This window comes from Desulfatiferula olefinivorans, from assembly GCF_054657895.1.
This window is the reverse complement of sequence record NZ_BAAHXV010000036.1, coordinates 1-24,551: the sequence shown is the minus strand read 5'-3', so window position 1 is coordinate 24,551 and position 24,551 is coordinate 1. Positions and strand designations below refer to the sequence as shown.

General features: G+C 60.1%; 19 protein-coding genes. 10 read left to right on the top strand and 9 right to left on the bottom strand.

What is annotated here, in order from left to right:
• The first annotated feature begins 36 nt into the window (after positions 1–36).
• From ACYQ11_RS18430 to ACYQ11_RS18405, 6 genes are all read left to right on the top strand, one after another.
• Entirely contained in the window at positions 37–1,812 is a 1,776-nt protein-coding gene (locus ACYQ11_RS18430; protein ID WP_459925289.1) for a V-type ATP synthase subunit A, read from the top strand.
• Positions 1,809–3,221, top strand: coding sequence for a V-type ATP synthase subunit B (locus tag ACYQ11_RS18425; protein ID WP_459925288.1), 1,413 nt, complete (start codon positions 1,809–1,811; stop codon positions 3,219–3,221). The genes ACYQ11_RS18430 and ACYQ11_RS18425 overlap by 4 nt, the downstream gene beginning before the upstream one ends.
• A complete protein-coding gene (locus ACYQ11_RS18420) occupies positions 3,221–3,886 on the top strand; it encodes a V-type ATP synthase subunit D (RefSeq protein WP_459925287.1) in 666 nt (221 codons plus the stop codon). Before ACYQ11_RS18425 ends, ACYQ11_RS18420 begins: the two co-directional genes overlap by 1 nt.
• Before the next feature lie 500 nt (positions 3,887–4,386).
• Positions 4,387–5,268 (top strand): DUF169 domain-containing protein, encoded by an 882-nt coding sequence (locus ACYQ11_RS18415; RefSeq protein WP_459925286.1) that lies wholly within the window; start codon positions 4,387–4,389, stop codon positions 5,266–5,268.
• Positions 5,269–5,283: 15 nt separating this feature from the next.
• A complete protein-coding gene (locus ACYQ11_RS18410; protein WP_459925285.1) occupies positions 5,284–6,738 on the top strand; it encodes a cysteine desulfurase family protein in 1,455 nt (484 codons plus the stop codon).
• A 22-nt stretch (positions 6,739–6,760) separates the two neighbouring features.
• Positions 6,761–7,387, top strand: a complete 627-nt coding sequence (locus ACYQ11_RS18405; RefSeq protein ID WP_459925284.1) for a response regulator transcription factor — start codon at positions 6,761–6,763, stop codon at positions 7,385–7,387.
• Here the strand turns inward: ACYQ11_RS18405 and ACYQ11_RS18400 are convergent.
• The 7 genes from ACYQ11_RS18400 to rsmA form a co-directional block, all read right to left on the bottom strand.
• Positions 7,381–7,560 carry a hypothetical protein gene (locus tag ACYQ11_RS18400; protein WP_459925283.1) on the bottom strand — a complete coding sequence of 60 codons (180 nt, stop codon included), beginning with the start codon at positions 7,558–7,560 and terminating at the stop codon, positions 7,381–7,383. The genes ACYQ11_RS18405 and ACYQ11_RS18400 overlap by 7 nt on opposite strands.
• Positions 7,561–7,589: 29 nt before the next feature.
• The gene (gene qrcD / locus ACYQ11_RS18395; RefSeq protein WP_459925282.1) at positions 7,590–8,831 is read right to left on the bottom strand and encodes a menaquinone reductase integral membrane subunit QrcD; all 1,242 of its coding nucleotides are present in this window, start codon (positions 8,829–8,831) and stop codon (positions 7,590–7,592) included.
• 39 nt (positions 8,832–8,870) lie between these two features.
• The gene (gene qrcC, locus ACYQ11_RS18390) at positions 8,871–9,683 is read right to left on the bottom strand and encodes a menaquinone reductase iron-sulfur cluster-binding subunit QrcC (protein ID WP_459925281.1); all 813 of its coding nucleotides are present in this window, start codon (positions 9,681–9,683) and stop codon (positions 8,871–8,873) included.
• A gap of 75 nt (positions 9,684–9,758) precedes the next feature.
• Positions 9,759–11,948 (bottom strand): menaquinone reductase molybdopterin-binding-like subunit QrcB, encoded by a 2,190-nt coding sequence (gene qrcB, locus ACYQ11_RS18385; protein ID WP_459925280.1) that lies wholly within the window; start codon positions 11,946–11,948, stop codon positions 9,759–9,761.
• Positions 11,949–11,967: 19 nt separating this feature from the next.
• Positions 11,968–12,624 (bottom strand): menaquinone reductase multiheme cytochrome c subunit QrcA, encoded by a 657-nt coding sequence (gene qrcA, locus ACYQ11_RS18380; RefSeq protein ID WP_459925279.1) that lies wholly within the window; start codon positions 12,622–12,624, stop codon positions 11,968–11,970.
• Positions 12,625–12,826: 202 nt separating this feature from the next.
• Positions 12,827–14,161: an HD-GYP domain-containing protein gene (locus ACYQ11_RS18375; RefSeq protein ID WP_459925278.1), complete on the bottom strand. Its 1,335-nt coding sequence runs from the start codon at positions 14,159–14,161 to the stop codon at positions 12,827–12,829.
• Positions 14,162–14,239: 78 nt separating this feature from the next.
• Positions 14,240–15,082 (bottom strand): 16S rRNA (adenine(1518)-N(6)/adenine(1519)-N(6))-dimethyltransferase RsmA, encoded by an 843-nt coding sequence (gene rsmA, locus ACYQ11_RS18370; protein ID WP_459925277.1) that lies wholly within the window; start codon positions 15,080–15,082, stop codon positions 14,240–14,242.
• Positions 15,083–15,621: 539 nt separating this feature from the next.
• On the opposite strand from rsmA, the gene ACYQ11_RS18365 reads away from it, so the two are divergent.
• Positions 15,622–16,032, top strand: coding sequence for a hypothetical protein (locus ACYQ11_RS18365; RefSeq protein WP_459925276.1), 411 nt, complete (start codon positions 15,622–15,624; stop codon positions 16,030–16,032).
• A 148-nt stretch (positions 16,033–16,180) separates the two neighbouring features.
• Positions 16,181–19,168, top strand: coding sequence for an insulinase family protein (locus ACYQ11_RS18360; protein ID WP_459925275.1), 2,988 nt, complete (start codon positions 16,181–16,183; stop codon positions 19,166–19,168).
• Between the two features lie 7 nt (positions 19,169–19,175).
• On the opposite strand, the gene ACYQ11_RS18355 is transcribed toward ACYQ11_RS18360, so the two are convergent.
• Together ACYQ11_RS18355 and ACYQ11_RS18350 are read right to left on the bottom strand one after the other, a co-directional pair.
• Positions 19,176–20,045 carry a Rossmann-like and DUF2520 domain-containing protein gene (locus ACYQ11_RS18355; RefSeq protein WP_459925274.1) on the bottom strand — a complete coding sequence of 290 codons (870 nt, stop codon included), beginning with the start codon at positions 20,043–20,045 and terminating at the stop codon, positions 19,176–19,178.
• Positions 20,046–20,154: 109 nt separating this feature from the next.
• Positions 20,155–20,829 (bottom strand): small multi-drug export protein, encoded by a 675-nt coding sequence (locus ACYQ11_RS18350; protein ID WP_459925273.1) that lies wholly within the window; start codon positions 20,827–20,829, stop codon positions 20,155–20,157.
• 493 nt (positions 20,830–21,322) lie between these two features.
• On the opposite strand from ACYQ11_RS18350, the gene hisS reads away from it, so the two are divergent.
• Complete coding sequence (hisS, locus tag ACYQ11_RS18345) at positions 21,323–22,576, top strand: histidine--tRNA ligase (RefSeq protein WP_459925272.1); 1,254 nt, start codon at positions 21,323–21,325, stop codon at positions 22,574–22,576.
• A 13-nt stretch (positions 22,577–22,589) separates the two neighbouring features.
• Positions 22,590–24,377 (top strand): aspartate--tRNA ligase, encoded by a 1,788-nt coding sequence (aspS, locus tag ACYQ11_RS18340; RefSeq protein WP_459925271.1) that lies wholly within the window; start codon positions 22,590–22,592, stop codon positions 24,375–24,377.
• Positions 24,378–24,551: the final 174 nt, after the last annotated feature.

Here is a 24,551-nt window from a genome sequence, read left to right as displayed (position 1 = left end):
CGGACTGTCCGGGCCGCCCTCGGGAAAAGGAAGCGTATGAACGGCATCATCACCAAAGTGTCGGGGCCGCTGGTTCTGGCGGCAAACATGTCCGGCGCCCGCATGTACGACGGGGTCCGGGTGGGACGCCTCCGACTGCTGGGGGAGATCATCGAACTCAAGGGAGACGTCGCCTCCATCCAGGTCTACGAAGACACGGCGGGCGTTGGAACGGGGGAGCCTGTCGTTCCCGCAGGGCGACCCCTGTCTGCGGAACTGGGGCCGGGCCTGATCGGCGCCGTCTTCGACGGGATTCAGCGGCCGCTGGATGTGATGATGAAACAGAGCGGGGATTACATCCCCCGGGGTATCGAGGTGGCGTCTCTCTGCCGTGACACAAGGTGGCGGTTCACGCCCGCCCTGTCGCCCGGCGTCCGGGTGGGGCCCGGCGACATCGTGGGCACGGTGCGGGAAACCGATCTTTTCGACCACCGGATCATGGTGCCCCCGGGTGTGAGCGGCCTTCTTACGGCCATCGAAGACGGCATGTTCACCGTCACGGACACGGTGGGCACCGTGCGGCACGACGACGGTCACACCACGGCCCTCACCCTGATGCAGGTCTGGCCGGTCAGGATTCCCCGGCCCGTCACAAAAAAACGCCCGCCCAAGGCCCTTCTGACCACGGGGCAGCGGGTCATCGACACCCTGTTTCCCCTGGCCGGGGGCGGCACGGCCTGCATTCCCGGCCCCTTCGGTTCGGGCAAGACCGTGGTGCAGCACCAGCTGGCCAAATGGTCCGACGCCGACATCGTCGTGTACATCGGCTGCGGCGAACGGGGCAACGAAATGACCGACGTCTTGCAGGAGTTTCCCCGGCTCACGGACCCCCGGTCGGGCCAGTCTTTGATGAACCGGACCATCCTTATCGCCAACACCTCCAACATGCCGGTGGCGGCCCGGGAAGCCTCGATCTACACGGGCATCACCCTGGCCGAATATTTCCGGGACATGGGCTTTTCGGTGGCCCTTCTGGCCGACTCCACCTCCCGCTGGGCCGAGGCCATGCGGGAAATCTCCGGACGTCTGGAGGAGATGCCCGGAGATGAAGGGTATCCCGCCTACCTGGGCACCAAGGTGGCCGCGTTCTACGAACGGGCCGGGCGCGTCAGCTGCCTGGGCGCGCCGGAGCGCGAAGGCGCCCTGTCGGTGATCGGTGCCGTATCGCCCGCCGGGGGGGACCTGTCCGATCCGGTGGTCCAGGCCACCTTGCGGGTGGTCAAGGTCTACTGGAGCCTGGAGGACACCCTGGCCTTTCAGCGCCATTTTCCAGCCATCAGCTGGCTGAGGTCCTATTCCCTGTACGAGGGGCCCATGAATCGGCTCATGGCCGACACCGTGGACCCCGCCTTTCCCCAGGTCAGGCAGACCCTTCTCGGCATCCTCGAAAGCGAGGCGGAACTCTCGGAAATCGTCCGGCTGGTGGGTGTCGACGCCCTGTCCGCCGCCGATCGCCTGACCATGAAGACCGCCCGGATGATCCGGGAGGATTTCCTGCACCAGAACGCCTTTCACCCGGACGATGCCTATACCCCGCTGGAAAAGCAGTTTCTCCTGGCGGATCTGATTGTCCGCGGTCACCGGCTCCAGAGCGAGGCCCTGGCCAAAGGCCTGCCCTTCGAATGCCTGGACAGCCTCAAGCTGGACGAGGCCATGGACCGGGCCCGAACCGCCGGGGCCTCGGACCGCGCCGCCTTTTCGGCCATCGCCGGACAGATCCGGCAGGACATCGAGACGCTTGTTGAAAAGGACAAAGGAAACACCCTGCCATGAGACATGAATACCGAACCATCCGGAGCATCACCGGCCCCCTGGTCCTGGTGGGTGAGGTTTCGGGCGTCACCTACGGAGAACTGGCCGAGGTGATCCTCGCCTCGGGCGAACGCCGCCGGGGCCAGGTCATCGAGCTGGAAAACGACACGGCCCTGGTCCAGGTGTTCGAAGGGACCAGCGGCATCGACGTCCCCACCACGGCCGTGGCCTTCGAAGGCCGGGGCCTCACCCTGGACCTGTCCCCGGACATTCTGGGCCGGACCTTCAACGGCCTGGGCCGTCCCCTGGACGGGGGACCGAAAATCCTGCCGGACCGACGCATGGACATCAACGGCCTGCCGGTGAATCCCGTTGCCCGGGACTACCCCGACGAGTTCATCCAGACGGGGATTTCGGCCATCGACGGCCTGAACCCCCTGGTGCGGGGCCAGAAACTCCCGATTTTTTCGGGCTTCGGATTGCCCCACAACAGCCTGGCGGCCCAAATCGCCCGACAGGCCGGGGTTCTGGGCGAAACGGGCTCCTTCGCCGTGGTTTTCGGGGCCATGGGCATCACCCACGAGGAGGCGGATTATTTCGTGGAGTCCTTCACCGAAAGCGGGGCCGCCGCCCGGTCCGTGCTGTACCTGAACCTGGCCGACGATCCGGCCGTCGAACGGATCGCCACACCCCGGGTGGCCCTGACCACGGCGGAATACCTGGCCTTTGTCCGGAACATGCACGTGCTGGTGATCCTCACGGACCTGACCCACTACTGCGAGGCCCTGCGTGAAATCGCCTCGGCCCGCAAGGAGGTACCGGGGCGGCGGGGCTACCCGGGCTACCTGTACACGGACCTGGCCGGAATCTTCGAGAGGGCGTGCAGGCTCCGGAACAAGCCGGGTTCCATCACCCTGATTCCCATCCTGACCATGCCCGACGACGACAAGACCCATCCGATTCCGGACCTCACGGGTTACATCACCGAAGGCCAGATCATTCTGTCCCGACCGCTGATGCGAAAAAACGTGGAGCCTCCGGTGGATGTGCTGCCGTCCCTGTCCCGTCTCAAGGACAAGGGCATCGGCCGGGGCAAGACCCGGGAGGACCACACGGACCTGTCCAACCAGTTGTTCGCGGCCTACGCCCGGGGCAAGGAGATGCAGGAACTGGCCGTGATCCTGGGCGAATCGGCCCTGTCCGACGCGGACAGGCGGTATTTCGCCTTTGCCGACGCCTTCGAACGCCAATACGTCAGCCAGGGCGAACGGGACAACCGCCCCATCGAGGAAACCCTGTCGCTGGGCTGGTCCCTTCTGTCGTCCTTTCCCCGGTCCGAACTCAAACGCATCGACCCCGTTTTGACAACCCGGTATCTGGGCGACGGCGGAGAACACCCGGCCGCACCCCCGTCGAAAGGAGGCCTGTAATGATCACGCCTGTCAGCGCCACCCGCATGGAGATGCTCCGGCTTGCACGAAGGGAAAAGGTGGCCCGCCGGGGTCACAAACTTCTCAAAGACAAACTCGATGAACTGATCCGGGTAATGCTCGACCTGATCCGGCAAATCGAGGAAGATGACCGGGATATCAGCCGTCTGAGAAAGGACCATGGGGCCATGATGGCCCTGGCCGACCTGGCCGGGGTCCCCCGGACGGCCTCGGCGGCCCTGATCTCCCCGACCGCACCCCTGAGCATCGGCACCGACCGGAAGCGCATTTTGAATCTGTCGGTGCCGGTATTCCGGGTGATTGCGGGCGACACGACCGCGGGCTACGGTTCCGCCCAGACCTCGGCGGCCCTGGACCGGGCCGGGGAGCTTTTTCTGGAACGGGTGCGGCGGGAGGTGGATATGGCCGGGAAAGAAGCGGCCGTGAGAATCCTGGCCCGGGAGATCACCGCCACCCGAAGGCGGGTGAATGCCCTGGAATACATCCTGATCCCCGATATCGTTTCGACCCGGAAACGCATCGCCATGAAACTCGACGAACGGGAACGGGACACCCGGGTCCGGTTGATGCGGGTCAAGGACGTGATCCGGGCCCCCCTGTCACCGACCACCGCCTTCCCCGGAACCCCCCGGCCCGATTTTTGACCCCCCTGACGTCAACGGCTGCATATCAACGGGCGGCGGCGAGGACCCGACAGGTCGCACCAAATGTATTTCACGTTTCCGGTTGAGTCGCCGGCGGGACATGCGATCGCCCTTGATCGGCTGTTTCGGCCGCCGGCGGGTCAATTGCCATTCCACAGTTGCAATCTTTGCCCCGTACGACTATAATGATGCGACAAATCAACAGATGACGGCTTCGTAAAAAGTCCGATTTCTGCGTTGCGCTTCATCCCTCGTCACTGCGGCGTACCCTCAGTACGCCTCATTCTTCGGGATTCGCGACGCCTTGAACTCGAACGTTTTTCTTTGCCGTCATGTGATGACGTTTTACGCGTTCATCAACAGATTCGTTTCATTCATCGCATGAATCCCCTAGGATCATGAAACGTGATCGCGAATTAACGACGACGCAATCGGGACGACTCACCGCCCGCGCTTCAACCGTGAGCGTTTTCCGGTTTCAACCCCCCATCGAGGTCATCATGTCCGAACTCAAAGCACTGTACCAGAGCATGATCGAAAACATGGGTGTTCCGGGTCTTCGGATCCCCCTCACCGCCGTGACGTTTTTCCGGGGTGACGACGTCCGGATCCCGCCCGACATCGAGGCGTTCAAACCCGGAGGCATCACCCTGACCAGCTGCCAGGCGGACCGCCAGGCCGCCCTGGGCGACCCCGTCTGCCTGACCCTCGACAACATCGGTTGTGTGGCCGCCGCCATCACCTTCGGCCTGGTCGATCAAAACCGGGCCATGCCCCTGGACGGCTCCCGGGTGTACACCGATCTGATGAAAAACCAGGCCGGGGAACCGCACTTCGCCCCGCCCTCGCCCCGGGATTTCACCGAAGGACGGGTCTATGCCTGCAAGGATGCCGGATGCAGCCGGTTCGCCCTGTTCGGACCGGAGGATTCCGGCCGGTACCGGGATGTGGAAACGGCCCGGAAGGCCGTGTCAGGCATGGCGGCCATCCAGCCTGCCGACACTAAGGCCGTGTTCTTTTTCCCCCACGATTTCGAGCTGCCGGGCCTGACCCCCGATGTGGTGGTGCTCAGTGTCCGGCCCGTGGAACTCACCCGCCTGATCCAGGCCTACCAGTTTCACACCGGAGAACGGGTCGAATCCAGCATGGGCGGGCTCCGTGTGGTCAACTCCGATCTGATCGTCCGGCCCTACCTGACAGGCCGGATCAACGTCTCCACCTACTGCCTGGGGGCCCGGCTGATCGCCGAATACGACGGCAATCGCCTGGGCATGGGCATGCCCTACGAGCATTTCAAGCTGATCGCCCGGGGCATGGCCGATTCGAAAACGGGTTTCCCCTTTCATCTGTATCCGGATGCCGACAACACACATTCTTTCTGATCGGGTGGTATCGCTATGCTCAACAATTATGTGAAGACATTCATCAACCAGATGGCACGGCGCACGGGCACGTCGCTGACGGAACGGCACCGCGCCATTCTGGAATTCGCCTATACCTATTACGAAAAAAACCGGGTGGGGCCCCTTTACACCAACATCGAGCGCAACACCGGAGCCACCCGGGACGACATCGACGCCCTGTTTCCCCACGGACTCAACTCGGTCTACACCTGGGTGGGCATTCCCATCCATTCGGTGGACGATATGTGCAAACCCATCGCCCGGGTGACCGTCGACGAGCCCCGAGACGTCTACCTGGATTACAACGCCACCACCCCCCTGCGTCCGGAAGTCCGCCTCCTTCTCGATCGGTACAACAGCGGCGAGATCGGCTTCGGCAACCCGTCAAGCAGCACCTATCTGGGCAAGCGGGCCTTTGACGAGCTGATGCGGGCCCGGACGCGCATCGCCCGCTGTCTGGATGCGGCACCCGGGGACATCGTGTTCACCGGAAACGGTTCCGAGGCCAACAACATGGCCATCAAGGGTGTCGCCATGAAGCACATCCTCAGCAAGTCCAAGGGGCATATCATCACCACCCAGATCGAACACCCCTCGGTGTTCGAGGCCATCCAGTTTCTCGGCATGTTCAATTTCGACATCACCTTTCTCGATGTGGACAACAAGGGCCTGATCACCGCGGCCCAGGTCCAGAACGCCTTGCGCTCGGACACGATCCTGGTGGCGGTCATGGCCGTGAACAACGAAATCGGCACCGTCAATCCCATTGCGGACATCGGCCGGATCTGCCGCCTGGCCGAAATCCCCTTCATGGTCGACGGCGTCCAGGCCTTCGGAAAAATGCCGCTCAAACCCAAGGAGATGGGCATCACCTTTCTTTCCCTGTCGGCCCACAAAATCTACGGGCCCAAGGGGGTCGGCGCCCTGTACATCGACGATCAGCACCATCTGATCCCCCTGATCCACGGGGGGGAACAGGAGTTTCACAAACGGGCCGGAACGGAAAATGTCAGCCACATCATGGCCTTCGGGCTGGCCGCCGAGCTGGCTCACCGGGAGATGGATGCGGAAATGACCCGGATCAGGGGTCTTCGGGATTATTTCATCGAGAAGCTGGACCGGCACGTGCCGGGTTACGTGATCAACGGGTCCATGGACCACCGTCTGCCCACCAACCTGAACATCGGGTTCCCCGACGTGGACAGCGGGGCCCTTCTGATCAGCCTCAATGAAATCGGCATCTATGTGTCCGGGGGCTCGGCCTGCGGGGCCGGAAGCAAGGAGGCCTCACCGGTGATCAAGGCCATCGGCCTTGACACGGTCAAATACGGGACGGTCCGGTTCAGTTTTGGCCGGGACACCGGAACCGAGGACATCGACTACCTGTTCCGGTACCTTCCGGACATCATCAGCCAGATCCGTGACGCCCGGAGCGACGGTGACCGGTAAGGCTTTCGAAAGGTTACAGCCCATGCGTATCCTGATCGCCGACGACGACACCACCACCCGGATGATGCTTTCGGGAATTCTGAAGAAAAGCGGGTTTGAAATCGTTGAGGCCTCGGGCGGACGGGAGGCCATGGCGCATCTGCTCGGGCCCGAGCCCCCCTCCATGGCCATTGTGGACTGGATGATGCCCGAGATCGACGGCATCGAGGTGATCCGGCGGGTCAGGATCAAAACCGCCGCAAGCGACCGGCCGCCCTACCTGATCATGCTGACCACCAAGGCGGAAACAGCCGACATCATCACCGGCCTCGAGGCCGGTGCGGACGACTACCTGAGCAAACCCTTTTCATTGGATGAACTCCGGGCCAGGGTGGCGGTGGGCCGGAAGGTGATTGACCTCCAGAACCGTCTGGCGGCCCAGATTCAAAAACTCAAGGCGGCGCTGGATGAAAACAGGACGCTCCAGGGCATCCTGCCCATCTGCATGTTCTGCAAGAAAATCCGGAACGACAAAGGATACTGGGACCAGGTGGAAGCCTATGTTAGCCGCCATTCCACGGCGGAATTCAGCCACGGCATCTGCCCCGACTGCCTGGCCCTTCATTATCCGGACGCGGCCGGTAACACGCCGGATGATTCCGGTCAGTGATGATCCGTTGAATCATGCCCGCCGCGGCCCGGTTCGGTCAGCGTATCCCGGACCGATTTCACCAGGCAGTAGCCCAGCCCCGCCCCGAGAATGAAAATCACATACCACATGGCGCCGAAAAACATGATGTGCCCGGCATCCCAGACCCATTCGAAAATAAAAGGAAACATCATCCACCTCCGTTATCGTCTGGCGACAGACCCTATTCCACCGGGTTCAATTCGCGTTCCTGGGGAAAAACCGGCAGGTAGCGGAAGGACAGGGCCACCACCATGATGCCGCCGGCCACCGGAAGAATGGTCGTGGCGATTTCCTGCCAGGACGGAAAATAGGGCGCCCAGGTGTCAAAGGTCATCACGGGCATGGCCATGGGCGTCATCACCATGACCCAGCGGTTCACGCAGACGCCGAGCACGGCCAGCGCCATGGCCAGGGAAAAGGTTGTTTTGTTGGCCCGGCCTTTTGGAGAGATCAGGATCAGGGCCGGAACGACGCCGCAGATCACGATTTCAAGAATCAGCATCCAGATACCGTGGTGCAGGGGATGCACCGTGTAGTAATCCATCAGGGTAAAACCCATGGCGGGCGAGGTGACAAGGGCCCAGTAAAGGGTGTCGGCGATTTTCGCGATGATATAGGTACCGATCATCCAGCCGGAGATCTTGCCCAGAAGATCGTAGACATTGTCCCGGACCAGTTTTTTCCGGGTCAGGGCCTCGGTGATTTTGCAGGCGAGCATGGTGAAGCAGGGGCCGCAGGCCGCCGCCGACCAGGTATACAGAAAAAAAGTCCAGGGCCAGACGAAGATCCCTTCCCGATAGACAAAGGGACGGCCGAAAAGCACCCCGCTCACGCCGCCTAAGGAACCCTGGTGGAAACAGGACAGAAAGGCGCCGGTGGCGGCGAACACGGCCATGACGCCGTGCATGTTGTGACCCAGATGATGGAAGAAGGGCACCTGGTCGAGCTTGCGGTTCTCGAGGATGATCGGAATGAACTCGATGGCCAGCACGCACAGATACAAGGACAGGCAGAAAGCCACCTCGGTCAGCATGGAATGCACGTTGGCATGCCAGAAGATAAACCAGCCCCGAAGCGGCTGGCCGATGTCGATGGCCAGGATCAGCATGGCCGAACAGTAGCAGCAGAAGCCCACGATCACGGCGAAATTGATGATGTTCTTCAACTCGTCCAGCCCGATCACGTACCGCAGAAGGCCCGTGAAAAAGGCCCCGCCGCCGATGGCGATCACGGCCAGATCGGCCCAGATCCACAGGGCGAATCCGTAATGATCGTTCATGTTGGTCTGGTTGAGGCCCTTCGCCCAGCAGAGGACCGCCGCGTAGAGCCCCCAGACGACGATCACCGAAAGCACCAGCATTCCGAGACTGAAGGTCCCGAAGGAACACCGTTTGACACCCTTGGGTATGAAAGCTGAATCCATGACGTCTCCCTTTCAAGACCGACGATCCGGAACACCCCGTCAGGGATGCTGTGCCCGGGCCGCCGTGGTCGTAGTGGTTGGTTCATTTTCCAGATAGTTGTCCCCGGCCCGCCTTACCCATTCCCGCTCGGACAGGTAGTACACCTTGGGGTTGGTCCCCAGCCGTTCGAGAAGACGGAAGGCGTTGGGACTTTTCTTCAGGGTGTACACCGCATGGTCGGGGTTGTTCAGATCCCCGAAGGTGATGGCTCCGGCCGGACAGGCCTGGGTGCAGGCCGTCTGGTACTCATGCTCTTCCAGTTCCCGGCGGTTTTCGCTGTAGGCCTTTTCCATGGCCAGCTGGTAGCGGTGAAAGCAGAAGCTGCATTTTTCAACCACCCCCCGCATGCGTGCCGACACATTGGGACTCAAGGACTCCTTCATGTCGGCGGGCCAGACCGGGTCCCACCAGTTGAAGTAGCGGGCGTGGTAGGGGCAGGCGGCCATGCAGTACCGGCAGCCGAAGCAGCGGGTGTAGATCTGGCTGACGATGCCCGTGTTGAAATCGTAATCCGTGGCCGTGGCCGGACAGACGGACACGCAGGGCGGATGGCCGTGGTCTCCCTTGCCGCCGCAGTGCATGCAGGGCCGGGGCAGGTAGCAGATGTCCGTGTCGGGAAAGGACTTGTTGTTGGTCAGTCGGTAGACCCTCAGCCAGGTGATGCTGTCCAGCTTGTTGGTTTCGTCTTCCTTGAACGGCACGTTGTTTTCCGCCATACAGGCCACCATGCAGGCGCCGCATCCGGTGCATTTGTCCAGATCGATGACCATCCCGTATTTTCTGGCCGGATCATGGGTGTTGTCGTGTTTCATCGAAACCTCGTTTGAAGTATGTCCATATCATATCGGCCGGGAAAGGCCCCGGCCCGAATATCGCCTGCTCGATCGTCAGGCCCGGGAAAGCCGGGCGCGTATACCCCAGGCGGCGTCCCGGCCGGAAAGGGGGTCTTCCACAACACCCACCAGGGCGTTGTAGCTTCCGCCCTTGTCCTTGACGTACGGGCTGAACCCCTGGTGGCCCAGCCCCCTGGGCATGGCGATCAGTCCCGGCATGATCCCGGGGAAAAACCGGACCAGGACCGTCATCCGGCCTCGGGGCGTTTCAAGCACCGCCGTCCGTCCGTCACGCAAGCCCTGTTCCGCACCGGTCCGGGGGCTGATCTCGACGACGGGCAGCGTCCCCGAAAGGTCGGTGTCGGGAACCGTTTTCATGGTGAAGGGCGCATCCCCCGCATTCCCGGCGGAAAGACGCAGGGACTCTTTGGGCGTCAGGATCAGGGGGTACCGGCCGGGATCACCCGACAGGCCCACGGCCTCGGGAAAGGGTTCCGGAAAGGTCACCGTGCCCGTCCAGGCGTCGGGCGTCCAGGCTTCATCGGCAAGAAAACCCGCGGCATCGAGATCGGCCCACCGGCTGCCGAGGCCTTGTTCCAGGCAGTCCCGGTAGCTGTCCCATGGAAAGGCCTCGGCCACCCGGGGCCCCAAGTCGGCGGCGATCGAAAGAATCACGTCGCCGGTATGCCGGGTATCGTAACGGGGTTCGATCACGGGACGGCACAGTCCCAGGGTGGGGCGGGACAACCCGGCCCGGACCGGCACATCCTGGTAGCGTTCCAGGTAAAAATGATTGGGCAGAATCAGATCGGCCATAACGGCGGTGTCGTCCATGCGGCTGGAAAAACTGACGACAAAGGGAATCCGGGCCATCGCCTCGCGCACCCGGTTGGAATCCGACAGGGTATAGCAGGGGTTGGCCTCGCTGACCAGAAGGACCTCGACCGGTGAGGATGCCGCATCGGCGAGGACGTCGAAAAAACGGTCGACCAGGTAGCGGGAGCCGGGGTAGGCGGATGTCCCCGCGCCGTCCAGACGTTCTTTCCCGGCAAGGGCCGCCTGATCCTCATCCTCGCCTGCCCAGGCGATATCGTCGGCAGACGGCACGATCAGAACCCCGCCGGGCGCGTTGATCCGGCCCGCCAGGACATTGAGGCTGTGAACGGCCAGAAATTCCCGCGTGCTGCCGGCGGAAAGTCCCTTGCCCCTTCCGCAAAGGGCCAGGGAGGCGGAGCCGGGCTCGGTGAAACGGCGGGCCAGATCGATGATCCGCGCTTTGTCGATGCCGGTTTTTTCCGCCGCCCGGGCTGGGCCGTACTCAGCGAGAACCATGGTCCGGAAGGCTGCAAAACCCGAGGATTGATCCCCGTCGAATCGGCTGTCGTAGCGTTTTTCTTCGAGAATCACCGCGATCATGCCCAGGGCCAGATCCGACTCGGTGCCCGGTCTGACGGCCACCCGTTCGTCGGCAGCGGCGGCCGTATTCGAAAGACGCTGGTCGACATGAACCCATGTCGCCTTGTCCTCCCGCCGCCGGCTGTGGGCCCGGATCATCCGGACCGGCGATCCCCACCCTTCGATGATTCCGCTGCCGAAACTCATGATGAAATCGGCGTTTTCCACATCGAACCCCATGTCCGCCGGCCCCGTCAGGCCGTGCATGACCTGCAGCACCGCCTCGAACCCGTCGTGCATGGAGGGGCCGGCCATGAAATTCGGCGATCCGAACCGGGCCAGCAGGCGTTTGAACAGACGGGGGACGGTACCGCGATCGGTGTCGCAGATGCAGGCCAGGGCCTCGGGCCGTCCCTCGTCGTCAAGTTTTTTCAGGCGGCCGACCACCTCGGCGAGAGCCTCGTCCCAGGACAGGGGCTGCCATGCGCCCTCGCCCCGTTTACCCGTCCGTTTGAGGGGTTCGGTGATCCGGTCGGGGCCGTACAGCAACTGGGCACCGGAAAGGCCCAGAGGACAAAGCCCGCCCTGATTTACCGGATGATCGGGAAGGCCCTCGATCTTGACGACGCGATCGTTGATTTTTCGCACCGAAATCCCGCAGCCCCCGGGACAGAGGGTACAGACGGAATAATCATAAAACGCCTCCCCGTCTTCGGGCACCGGTGTCCAGGGCCAGTTCTGGGTCCAGATCGACAGATCGTCGGTCAGTTTCCAGGGCAGCGGGGTGAAGGTCAGACCGGCGGTGACGCCCATACCCAACGCCATAAAATGTCTTCTGTCAATTTTCATCGGTTCGCCTCGATCCTCGTTATTTGTGACATTGAAAACAGGGCCCCTTGCTGCCCATGCGTTCAAGATGACAATCGCCGCAATCGTCCATTTTCATCCGGTCCCAGGAATTTTTCTTGATTCCCGCGATATTTTCACCCCAGATGTCCTGACTGTATCCGGTGAGTCTGTTTTCCCGATACACCTTGAGACTGGTCGATTCGCCGATATCGCCATGGCACTCGGCACATTCCATGCCTGCCATGGTCACGTGGGCGCCGTGGGAAAAAAACACGCAATCGGGCTGACGGGAATAGACCAGCCAGGGCACCTCCTTTCCCTCGGCCACGTAGTCGTTGACGAAAATCTCTTCGTCGGGGCTGTCGCCCTGAACGCTCTCATGGCAGTCCACGCACTGGGCCAGGGTGGGCACTCCGGCATAGGTGCCGTCGTCACGAAACACGTGACAGCTTTCGCAGCCGTTGTCGACCATGTCCATGTGGTTGGCATGATTGAAGTCAAAGGGCTGGGTTTTTTCCGAATAAAGGATTTTTGGAAATCCGATCCAGCCCACCGCCAGACTCAATCCAAAACCGGTCAGAAAAAACAGCACGACGATGGCAAACGACGATCCGCCCCGGGTTTCGGGAACGTCGTTTTCAGCATCGGCTTTTGCCTTGTGGTCCGAAGTCGTCATGAGACACCCCACCATGCTTGAAGTTGATACAGATCGCCGCCTGTCGGGCCGCGTATGTCATATTTCAGGATTTGAAGACAACGTACAGAGCAAAATCTATAATCGCCCCCCTACCCTCTGTCAAGGAAAAGATAAAAAAATCCCCGGGGGCCCGGGTCAGGCTCCGCGGGGAACATTGAAACGGGAATACGAGCCCGGACGATCAGGCCGAAGCCAGAAGTTCCTTGAGAAATGGCGGCAGCATGGCGAAGGAGTCAACGGGGGAGAGAAGCTGCTTTTCGCTGTTGACCCGGGGAGCCCCGGGCCGGGTGAGATCCAGGGGCACCTGACGGTCGGTGAGGGTCTGCCCCGTGTCGTCGGTGAACGGCAGAACCAGAGGACCGTCGGAATCCAGGATGTAAGCGTACTGACCGGTTTCCAGCATCACCACACTGCCCGTGGGGTAAATGCCGATGCTTTTGACGAAGGAATAGAGGATAAACTGGAGCAGGTTGTCCTTCCTTGCGTATTTCCTGAAGATTTCCGTGACCACGTTGATGGGATTGAAGGCCTCTTTGTAACTGCGTTTGGAGGTCATGGCATCGTAGATATCCGCCAGCTTGCAGACCTTGACGTAGGCCGGAAGGGCTTCGGGGCTCTTTTCCTCCGGATAGCAGTTGGTTTCGCCGTGAAACAGAACCGAGTGGTGATACGTGACGATGTTGCGGACAAAGCGGTTGTCGATCCTGTTCCGGTCGAGAATCTCAAGCCCCTTTTCGTAGGAATGGCGGCGGACGATGTCGAACTCGCCCTGGGTCAGCCGTCCCTTTTTGTTGAGAATGCCGTCGGGAATCAGCACCTTGCCGATATCGTGAAGAAAAAATCCGGCGGAAATATCCACCAGCTCCTCGGGCTGATAGTAGCAGAACGAGGCGTCGGGATGGGCGCCGCTGGCGAGAAACTCGTTGACGGACTGGCTGAACCGTTTGTTGAACAGGCTGATGATGGCGGTGCCGATGGTGCAGACATTCACCGAATGGTTGTGCAGGTAGTCGTCGTAGGAAAAGATCTCCTTGGTCAGATAGGAAAATCCGTTTTCATTTTCCGTCATGAATTTCAGCAGATCGGACACCGTGTCCTCGACCAGGTCGTAATCGAACTGGCCGCCGGTGGTCTGGATATCGTCAAGCACCTTGCGGATATTTCCTTTGGCTTTCTGATAATTCTCAGACGCTTCCCGACGGAGCTCGCCGATTTCCCTGAGCCTGTCCTCGATCTCCGGGGCCATGGACGGCATGGCCCCGGCAACAGGAGTCTCCGGCTCGAACAGGGGCTGACCGTTTTCATCCCAGAATCCGCCCTGGTTCTTCGGAAAAATCGGCAGGGTAGAGACCCCGCTGCGCTTGATATTCTCAAGAACCGACACCGTGCTGACCAGCACGTCCTGCTCGAGCAGCAACACGCCCGACCGGTTGTAGACATCCACACCGGTCTTGACGCAACCGCCCTTCCTCACAATGTCGATCAAATGATCGATGCTGACCGTTTCACTTTTCATAGTCCGGATCCTCTGAGTCACATGGTCACTAATCTATCATGAAACAAAACCGGTGAACAACGGCAAAAATCGGATCGGTCATCGTGTCAGGATATTGGCGAGCCGGACGAATTCCTCAACGGCCAGGGTTTCGGCCCGTCTTTGGGGATCGATGCCGGCCGTATCAAGCGCGGCCGTGATCCTATCTGCGGGGATCTCCGACAGATTGTTGCACAGGGCGTTTTTGAGGGTTTTTCGTCGCTGGCCAAAGGCCGCCTTGATCACCGAAAAAAGAAAGGTTTCGTCTTGCGCGGGCCATTCGGGGCGGTCGAAGAAGCGAATCTCGATCACCTCGGAATCCACCTTGGGACGGGGGAAAAACCGGGAGGCATCGACCCGGACCAGGGGCCGGACGGCCGCGCAATACTGGATGACGGCCGAAAGCCGCCCGTAGTCTTTCGACCCCACCTTCGCGGCGATCCGATCGGCCAGCTCCTTCTGAAACATGAACACGGCCCGGTCCACGTGCTTCCGCCCGCGGACCAGCCAGATCAGAATCTGGGAACTGATGTTGTAGGGCAGGTTTCCCATGACCCTGACGGGCCTGCCGTGGGTTTGGGAAATGGCCCCAAGGTCCACATTGAGAATATCGTCGTGGATCAGGGTCACCTTGTGGTCGAGGCCGGCGGAAAGGAGTTCGTTTCGCAGCAGGGGAACCAGTTGATTGTCCCTCTCCACGGCGTAAACCCGCGCTGCCGTCCGGGCAATGGGCAGGGTCAGCGCCCCTAATCCCGCGCCGATTTCGAGAACGATATCCTCGCCCTTCAGGTCCGACTTACCGACGATCATGTCGGGAACCGACGGGTCTGCAAGGAAATTCTGACCGAACTGTTTCTTGGCATGCAGGTTCCACGCAGTCAGAAGAATCCGGGGTGATGTCATAAAATACTGTCCTTTTTTACCGATGGCGGTAACGGCCCATCGTCTCACTGAGCCATGGGGCATCACGGCTTTTGTTTTTTTGCTCGTCGCGTGTTCCTCCGGCGGCCGAGCCGGGTCAGCCGGTAGAAAACCCTGTGAACGACCATGACGATTATCATAAATATCCATGAAAATATATAAAAATGAAAGGGACGCCGGGGACGCGAATCGCCCTGTTTTCGGCCTTATTTGCTACCATCCCCGCAGGGATTTCATGCAAAGAGTAAACCCGTGCATTTTTTTTCTTCCTGCACTCTTGACTTTCCACATAGAAATGAGTTACTTAAGGCAAAGGCTTAGTCTAGAGTTCTTTCAATTTCATTTTTTCTTGAAATTTATGGCGACATAGGTTGAACCTCAACCGTTTACTGGTTTGTATCGTTCAGTTCAAACGTCATTGTTTCGATTCTTATAACGATCTATTTTTATGGACGAATCGATTTTTCATTTGAAATGATTTTGAAACGTTTCATGGTTAAAACCACGTTCAGGAGGCACGTATGGCCAAAAAAAAAGTAAAGCAGGTCAGCATCGATTCCATGCTCAAAACAATCGTCAAGTCCTATGACATTGCTACCAGACAGGATATCGACAAACTATCGGCAAAGCTTGACCGGCTGGAAAAAATGATCAAGCAATCGTCCGGGAAAGTCGTCAAGGTTGCCGCCGGTAAAGAAGGCGATGTGACCGACAAAAACGATCTGACCGCGTCCGGTGCGGTGCTGAAAGTCATCCGAAATTCACGTCAGGGTGCTGATTTCGCCCGCATTCAAGCCAAAACCGGATTCGAGGACAAGAAACTCCGAAACATCATTTTCCGCCTGAACAAGATCGGAAAGATCGAACGGAAGACCCGCGGTATCTACACCATTACCGCCGCGGCGGAGCAAGAGCCGGAACAGCAGGCATAGACGCATTGACCCATCGTTTGAGAAAAGCCTTTTGCATGATCGCACTGCAAAAGGCTTTTTGTTTCCCCATCGCGCCGGCCTCCGGCTTGACCGCCGAATCCGGTGCCTGGAACACACTTTTCAACAGGCAGGGTGAAAAAGACCGCTTATGACGAACTGCAACGACCCGTTCAACCCGGACATCACCGTAGGCACCGAGATTTGCGGATACCGGTGCATCCGCAGGGAAGCACTCGAGGAAATCGAATCCGTTTTTTACGAACTCGAGCACGCGAGAACCGGTTCCCGTCACATCCACATCAGCAACAGTGATCCGGAAAACACCTTCAGCGTGGCCTTCAAAACCGTTCCCTCCGATTCCACCGGCGTGGCCCATATCCTTGAACATACGGCCCTGTGCGGATCAAAAAAATATCCGGTCAGGGACCCTTTTTTTTCAATGATCAAACGCAGCCTCAACACCTTCATGAATGCGTTTACCTCCTCGGACTGGACCATGTATCCCTTTTCGACCCAGAACCGAAAGGACTACTACAACCTGATGGATGTCTATCTGGACGCGGCGTTTTACCCCCTGCTCAGTGAACTGAGCTTCAAACAGGAAGGCCACCGTCTGGACATCGAACCCGACGGGTCTCTTATATATAAAGGTGTGGTTTACAACGAAATGAAAGGGGCCATGTCCTCACCCAGCCAGGTCATGGGGAGGTCCCTGCTCAACACTCTCTATCCCACCACCACCTACGGATGGAACTCCGGCGGCGATCCTGCGGACATTCCGAAGCTCACCTACGATCAGCTCCGGCATTTTCACCAAATCCATTACCATCCGAGCAATGCCTTTTTCTACACCTACGGCAATCTTCCCCTTATCGACCATCTGTCGGTAATCGAAGATAAAATCCTTTGCCGCTTCGACCGGATCGACCCCGGCACCACCGTAAAAAACGAGCCGCGATGGCAGGCTCCCCGTCAGGCGCTGTATCACTATCCCCTCGACAAAACCGAAAGCCCGGCCAAGAAAAGCCAGGTCTGCGTGGCCTGGCTGACGGCGGACATCAACCGGTCCTTCGACGTGCTGGTGCTGGCCCTTCTGGGGCATATCCTTCTGGGCAATTCGGCCTCGCCCCTTCGAAAGGCCCTGATCGATTCCAAACTGGGCTCGGCCCTCTGCGATGCCTCGGGCTTCGATTCGGACAACCGCGACACCCTGTTCGCCTGCGGCCTCAAGGACGTGGACCCCGAGGATGCCCCGGCCATCGAAGCCGTCGTGTTCGACACCCTCCGGAACCTTGCCGATAAGGGCGTGGAACGGGAGCTGATCGACACGGCCGTTCACCAGATCGAATTCAGGAAAAAAGAGCGGACCAACACGCCATACCCATACGGCATCAAGCTGCTTCTCGGCCTGTCCGGCGTCTGGTTCCACGGCGGCGACGCGGTCAGCGCCCTGTTGCTCGACAACGACCTGGACACCCTCCGTCAGGCCCTGGACGAGGGGCCGTTTTTCGAAACCCTGATCCGGACCTGGCTGCTGGACAATCCCCATCGGGTCCTCCTGACCCTGTCGCCGGACCAGGGTCAGGAGGAAAGGGAAACCGCACGGGTCCGGCAGGAACTTGACGCCGTCCGGGCCGGTCTTTCCAATGAGGACCTTTTGCGGATCAAGGCCGACAACCGCATGCTCGAGGACCTCCAGAACAGTGCGGAGGACCTGTCCAGCCTGCCCACCCTGTCGATCGACGATATCCCGAGGGATGTGGTTTGCATCCGTCCCAGCCCCGGATACGAGGCTCTTCCGGGGACCTGTTACCGCCGGCCCACCTCGGGGATTTTCTACCTGGCCGCCGCCGCCGGAATGACGGGCGTTTCAGATGATCTGCTGCCCCTGGTGCCCTTTTTCACCAGCGCCCTCACCCGGATGGGGACCCGCAAACGGGACTATGCCGGTCTGGCGCGCCGGATCTCGGCCGTCACCGGCGGCATCGGCCTCTCGCCCCATGCCCGCAACGGATACGGGGCCCTTTCCGGCTGCCTTCCGTTTATCTCGTTCAGCGGTAAATGCCTGAATCGCAACCTTGATCCGTTCTTCGACATCATCCAGGAATGTTTTTTCGATTACGACTTTTCCGATCTCGAGCGGCTGAAGAGCCTGATGCTCGAATACCGTGCCGGGCTTGAATCCGCCGTGGTCCAGAGCGGTCATGCCCTGGCCATGTCTTTGGCCTCACGCCGCTTCTCAGGGACCGCCCGTCTCAACGAGATCTGGCACGGCATCGGTCAGTTGAAACACATCAAGGACCTCTGCCGGTCCATCACCGACCCCGGCAGCGAAGAGGCGTCCCTCATCGCCCTGTCCGGACGGCTCAGGGATCTGGCCCGTATTCTGTTCGCGGGAAGCAATTTCAGATTTGCCCTGATCGGCGACGACGAGGCCATTCGCGGAGCCCAGCCGGGCCTCGCCCCCCTTTCCGCCCCCCTCTGTCTGCCCGCCCACGCGGACCTGCCCCGGCTGACGGTCACACCCGAAGCCGGCAGTCCCATGGTCCGGGAAGGCTGGAGTACCAACACGGCGGTTTCCTTCGTGGCCGCTGCCCGGGAAGCGGCGACCATGGATCATCCGGACGCCCCGGCCCTGGCCGTGATCAGCAAGATTTTAAGGTCGCTTTACCTGCATCGCGAAATCCGGGAAAAGGGCGGGGCCTACGGCGGATTTGCCATGTACAACCCCGAAGACGGCCTGTTCAGCATGGGATCCTACCGGGATCCCCATATCGTCAACACCCTCAAGGTGTTCGAAGAAGCCGGCGCGTTTTTGAATTCGGGATCCCTTCGCGACGAGGATGTGGCCGAGGCCATTTTGCAGGTCTGCTCGGTTATCGACAAGCCCGACACGCCGGGCCCGGCCGCCCGCAAGGCCTTTTACCGCGACATCGTGGGCCTTGACGACGCCATGCGTCTGGAATACAAATCCCGGCTTTTGTCGGTGACCCGCAGGGACATCCGAGAGGTCAGCGATAAATATTTCATCGAAAGCAAGACCCCGCTGTCGGTGGCGGTGATTTCCGGGGAGGAAAAACTGGCGGAGGCCAACGGCAGCCTGGCTGACGCCCCGCTGGCCCTCTATCGGATCTGACCGTGACTCAGCCCAGAAGACGCCGGAGAGCCGCCTCGGCTTCGTCGGTCAGGGTACCGCGTCTTCGGGCGATGTCCACGGTGTGGCGACCGAGAATCGTATAAAGCTCGCTCAGGTGAGGCAGGCTCTCGGCGATGGCCCCAAGATGGGCCGACACCGTTTCCGCATCCCCCCGAACCACGGGGCCGGTCAGGGCTTTGACCGGTCCCACCCGCTTGATGTTCGAAAGGGTCCCCTCGATCAGGGGGCCCAGCACCGTGTAGGCGTCCTTGTGACCGATCCCCGACGCGGCCAGCAGCTGATAGGCGAAATCGACCAGGGTCACCAGGCAGTTTGAGGCCACCACCGCCGAGGCGTGGTACAGGGTTTTCGCCTCGGTCTGGATGCAAAAGCCCCGGGAACCCAGACGGGCGGCCAAATCAAGCCCCGCCTCGACGGCCGCCTCATCCCCCTCCACCGCCATGACAATGCCGGCAAAGGGATTGTGGTCTCCGAAATCGGCGGCAAAACTCTGAAGGGGATGCACCGAACCGATGTGCGCCCCGGCCTTCCGGGCAGGCTCCAAGACCGTTGACGGCAGGGAACCGCTGCAGTGAAGCACCGTATGGGATGGGCCAAACGCCCCCTGATCGGCCATCTCGGCGCAGACCTGACCGATCAGGCCGTCCGGGGTGGTGATGAAGACCAGATCGGCACCTTCGGTCACCGCCGCCCTGTCCGTCGTACAGATCCCCGCCCCGGCGGTTTCCATCGCTGTTTGCGCCGATGCGGGGGTGCGACTGGTAAATCCTTTTGGAATATACCCCGCCTGGGCCAGATGCCGGGCCAGGGTAATACCGACCTTGCCGCAACCCACAATCGAAAAACCGGGTGCCATGCTGTGCCTCCTGGATGCTGTTAAGCGGTATGAATGAAAAACGATACCGGACAGGTTAGCCCAAAAAAAGGCCCTGTGCAACCTTCAGACGGGATTTGGCGCCGTTTTTCTAAGAAAACATTTTCCGGATGGTCTTGATGTGCAGAAACACCACCACGATGATGATGGCGGCGATGAAGTACTGAATGGCGTGCAGGTGCTTTTCAAGAAATTCGAAGCTGATCACCCAGGCGACGATGGCGGCGAAGGTTCCCAGAAAGACGGCACTCAGATTGCGCCAGATGTTCATCTTCAGAAGGTAGCCGATGATCGAACCGACCACCGGACCGGTCACCGGCAGGGGAATCATCACGAACAGGAACAGACCGGCCCAGCCGTACCGTTCGATCTTGTCCTTGTGCTTGGCCGCCTTGAGCATCAGGTTCCGCGTGAACGTGATGGCCCACTTGAATTTGATGTGCTGGGTCAGGGAAAAAACAAACAGGGAATAGGTGAAGCAGACGATCAGAATTTCCAGATAAAGGTTGTACATCACGTTCCAGACCGACCCCATCCCCGCCATGATGCAGAGTCCCACGCCGGCGGCCCTGCCGCCGAAGGCGTGGGCGAAAAAGACCAAGGAAAGGGTTTTGGCCAGGTCCGGATGGATAAACAGAAAGACCAGGACAAGAATAATAAGAAAAAACGCCATGGAAAATCCGGCAATCAGCACCCGGCCTTCCGCTGTTTCATGCAATTTCTGCGCACCCATCGCCTGTCCGTTCACTCCGTTATCGTGATCCATACGGTTTACACCTGCCCCGAAACGACCCGCCCGTATCCGAGGGGTCGGCCCACCATGCCATGTTTTTGATGAATCGACAATTGTTTTTTAACCCGATGGGCCATCGCCCCGGTCACGCAGAGACACCGCCGGAGTCATAAAAAAATAACTGTCTGAAATAAATAGACAAACGATAAGCCCCGCCGATGCGTTAACCCCCTGTTGTTCATGTCCTATCACAGGCAAACCGGTCTTTCAACGTTCCCGGCCGCGGACGGAACGGGCCGTCGCCTGTGACGCGCGCCGACAGGCCCGTTCCCTTTCGTGAGCGTGACCATCCCCGTGAACGGAGGCGACGTGCGATTGCCCTGTCCTTCTCCAATATTGCTGTTGACTTGACGACCGGTGTTCATGTACAAAAGGTGGTTGTTCCATCGTTAAGGTTTTTGCCTGAAATTCAAGGTTTTTACTACACGTTTACCGGCCCGCGGCAACCCGGGTCAGGACGGGAATCATGATACAGCTCATTAAAGGATTCAAAGACATCCTTCCCGAGGAGATCGCCCTCTGGCAGCACATCGAACAGACGGCCCGGGCGCTTTTCGAAAGTTTCGGCTACCGGGAGATCCGGCTGCCCATCGTTGAAAAATCAGAGTTGTTCGCCCGGAGCATCGGCGACACCACGGACATCGTTGAAAAGGAAATGTACACCTTCGAAGACGGGAAACGGGGCAACGTGACCCTGCGTCCCGAAGCCACGGCTTCGGTGGTCCGGTCCTACATCCAGCACCGGATGTCTGCCGAGGAACCCCTTCGGAAACTGTACACCATCGGCCCCATGTTCCGCCGGGAACGCCCCCAGAAAGGCCGCTACCGGCAGTTCTACCAGATCGACGCCGAGGTGTTCGGCACGGCCTCGCCGCTGATGGACGCCCAGATCATCGTCATGCTGGTATCCCTGTTCAACCGGCTTGAGGTCAGTGACATCTCGGCCCACATCAACTCCCTGGGCTGTCCGGTCTGCCGTCCCGATTTCCAGAAGGCCCTTTTCACCCTTCTCGAAGAGCAAAAAGACCGTCTCTGTGAAAACTGCGTGCGGCGCAGCACCAAAAACCCCTTGAGAACTCTGGACTGCAAGGTGCCCTCCTGCCGGGAGGCCCTCAAGGACGCGCCCTCGATCCTGGATTTTCTCTGCGACGAGTGCAAGACCCATTTCGAGACGGTAAAGACCCTGCTCACCCGGCAGAACATTCCCTTTGCCGTCGACAAGAACCTGGTCCGGGGCCTGGACTACTACACGCGCACCGCCTTTGAAATCCTGACCACGTCTCTGGGTGCCCAGAACGCCGTGGCCGGCGGCGGGCGCTACGACGGCCTGGTGGCCGCCCTGGACGGCCCGCCCCAGCCCGCCATCGGGTTCGCCATCGGCTTTGACCGCCTGGCGGAAATCATGGCCCAGACCAAAACCCTGTCTCCCCAGCCCCCCGCGCTCTATGTGGCGGCCCTGGGGGATGCCTGCCGGGAACTGGCCTGGGCTTTTGCCTGTGACCTTTCCCTTTCAGGCATCCCGACGGAAATGGATTTCGAGGACCGCAGCCTGAAAAGCCACATGAAACGGGCGGACAAATTCCGCGCCCCCCATGTCCTGATCCTGGGCGACAACGAACGGGAAAACGGCGTGGCCCTCTTGCGAAACATGTCGACCAAGGAACAGACGGCCCTCCCCCTGGACGGCCTTGTTCCCCAACTGATAAACATTCTTGGATAAAGGAGTCGGACCATTGACTGACATACTTGGAAACATGAGACGGACCCATCACTGCGGTGAGCTGGGAGACGACCTGGTGGGCCGCGAGGTGGTCCTGATGGGTTGGGTGCAGAAACGGCGTGATCACGGCGGCGTGATCTTCATTGACTTCAGGGACCGGACCGGCCTGGCCCAGATCGTGTTCAACCCGGAGGAAAACCAGGCCGTCCACGCCAAGGCCCACGGGATACGAAGCGAGTTTGTCCTGGGCGTCCGCGGCAAGGTGGTGCTCCGCCCGGCGGACATGGTCAACGATCGCATGAAAACCGGCAAGATCGAGGTCATGGTTTCGGAGCTGAAAATCCTCAACGAGGCCGTCACCCCGCCCTTCCTCATCGAGGAAACCGTGGACGTGACCGAAAGCATCCGCCTCAAGAACCGGCACATCGATCTTCGGCGCCCCCATCTCCAGCGCAACCTGATCGCCCGGCACAAAGCCGGCCTGACCATCCGCAACTACCTGAACAGCATCGGGTTCCTGGACATCGAAACCCCCTTCCTGACCAAGAGCACCCCCGAAGGGGCACGGGACTATCTGGTGCCCAGCCGCGTGAACCCCGGTCAGTTCTACGCCCTGCCCCAGTCCCCCCAGCTGTTCAAACAGCTTCTGATGATGAGCGGGTTCGACCGTTACTACCAGATCGTGCGCTGTTTCCGGGACGAAGACCTTAGGGCCGACCGCCAGCCCGAATTCACCCAGGTGGATCTTGAGATGTCCTTCGTGGGCGAGGAAGACGTGATGGCCGCCGGTGAAGGCCTGGTGGCCGCCGTGTTCAAGGAGATCCTCGGCATCGAGCTCAAGCTCCCCTTCGACCGCCTGCTGTTCGAAGACGCCATGGACCGCTACGGCCTGGACAAACCGGATTTGCGCTTCGACATGGAACTCAAGGACGTCTCGTCCATCGTCAGGGACTCCGGCTTCAAGGTCTTCGCCGACGTGGTCAAGGGGGGCGGCATGGTCAAGGCCCTGAACGCCAAGGGCTGCATTGATTTTTCACGCAAGGACATCGACGACCTGACCAAATACGTGGCCATCTACCGGGCCCGGGGCCTGGCCTGGATCAAGGTCCGGGAAGACGAGTGGCAGTCCCCCATCGCCAAGTTCTTCACCGATGAGGAAAAACAGGCCCTGGCCGAAAAGATCGACATGAAACCCGGCGACCTGGTCTTTTTTGTTGCGGACCAGCCCAAGGTGGTCAACGAATCCTTGGGCAACCTTCGGAATCACCTGGCCGAAAAACTCGGCCTGATCGACAAGGACGACTTCCGTTTTCTCTGGGTCACCCATTTTCCCCTGTTCGAATACGACGACACGGACAAACGGCTGCAATCGCCCCACCATCCCTTCACGGCCCCGGCCGAGGAAGACTACGACAAGATCGACACCGATCCCCTGTCCGTCAAATCCCGGGCCTATGACCTGGTGCTCAACGGCACGGAAATCGGCGGCGGCAGCATCCGTATCCACGACAAGGATCTCCAGATCAAGATCCTCAAAAAACTGGGCCTCGAGAAAGAGGAGTACGAAGAAAAATTCGGATTCCTCCTGTCCGCCCTGGAATCCGGCGCACCGCCCCACGGCGGCATGGCCTTCGGCTTCGACCGCCTGATGATGATTCTCTGCGGTCAGTCGTCGATCCGGGACGTGATCGCCTTCCCCAAAACCCAGAAGGCCTCCTGTCTCCTGACCGACGCCCCCTCCCCGGTCAGCCGCGCCCAGCTGGACGAGTTGAGCCTCCGCCTGAAACCCGTCGAGGAATAAGAAAACGACCGGCATTGATCGAAAAGACGAGCCCCCGGCAGCCCGCTGCCGGGGGCTCGTCTTTTGAAACGGTTGACAAACGGATCGGAAAGCCCTCTATTCGTTGTCATGCTCAAACATCCGTTTTCAGACATGCGATTGCCCTGTGTTTTGAACTCACATGTATTGATGGTC

Coding starts and splice junctions, on each gene's coding strand:
- ACYQ11_RS18430 (WP_459925289.1), top strand. CDS start 37: ATGAACGGCATCATCACCAAAGTGTCGGGGCCGCTGGTTCTGGCGGCA.
- ACYQ11_RS18425 (WP_459925288.1), top strand. CDS start 1,809: ATGAGACATGAATACCGAACCATCCGGAGCATCACCGGCCCCCTGGTC.
- ACYQ11_RS18420 (WP_459925287.1), top strand. CDS start 3,221: ATGATCACGCCTGTCAGCGCCACCCGCATGGAGATGCTCCGGCTTGCA.
- ACYQ11_RS18415 (WP_459925286.1), top strand. CDS start 4,387: ATGTCCGAACTCAAAGCACTGTACCAGAGCATGATCGAAAACATGGGT.
- ACYQ11_RS18410 (WP_459925285.1), top strand. CDS start 5,284: ATGCTCAACAATTATGTGAAGACATTCATCAACCAGATGGCACGGCGC.
- ACYQ11_RS18405 (WP_459925284.1), top strand. CDS start 6,761: ATGCGTATCCTGATCGCCGACGACGACACCACCACCCGGATGATGCTT.
- ACYQ11_RS18400 (WP_459925283.1), bottom strand. CDS start 7,560: ATGATGTTTCCTTTTATTTTCGAATGGGTCTGGGATGCCGGGCACATC.
- qrcD (WP_459925282.1), bottom strand. CDS start 8,831: ATGGATTCAGCTTTCATACCCAAGGGTGTCAAACGGTGTTCCTTCGGG.
- qrcC (WP_459925281.1), bottom strand. CDS start 9,683: ATGAAACACGACAACACCCATGATCCGGCCAGAAAATACGGGATGGTC.
- qrcB (WP_459925280.1), bottom strand. CDS start 11,948: ATGAAAATTGACAGAAGACATTTTATGGCGTTGGGTATGGGCGTCACC.
- qrcA (WP_459925279.1), bottom strand. CDS start 12,624: ATGACGACTTCGGACCACAAGGCAAAAGCCGATGCTGAAAACGACGTT.
- ACYQ11_RS18375 (WP_459925278.1), bottom strand. CDS start 14,161: ATGAAAAGTGAAACGGTCAGCATCGATCATTTGATCGACATTGTGAGG.
- rsmA (WP_459925277.1), bottom strand. CDS start 15,082: ATGACATCACCCCGGATTCTTCTGACTGCGTGGAACCTGCATGCCAAG.
- ACYQ11_RS18365 (WP_459925276.1), top strand. CDS start 15,622: ATGGCCAAAAAAAAAGTAAAGCAGGTCAGCATCGATTCCATGCTCAAA.
- ACYQ11_RS18360 (WP_459925275.1), top strand. CDS start 16,181: ATGACGAACTGCAACGACCCGTTCAACCCGGACATCACCGTAGGCACC.
- ACYQ11_RS18355 (WP_459925274.1), bottom strand. CDS start 20,045: ATGGCACCCGGTTTTTCGATTGTGGGTTGCGGCAAGGTCGGTATTACC.
- ACYQ11_RS18350 (WP_459925273.1), bottom strand. CDS start 20,829: ATGGATCACGATAACGGAGTGAACGGACAGGCGATGGGTGCGCAGAAA.
- hisS (WP_459925272.1), top strand. CDS start 21,323: ATGATACAGCTCATTAAAGGATTCAAAGACATCCTTCCCGAGGAGATC.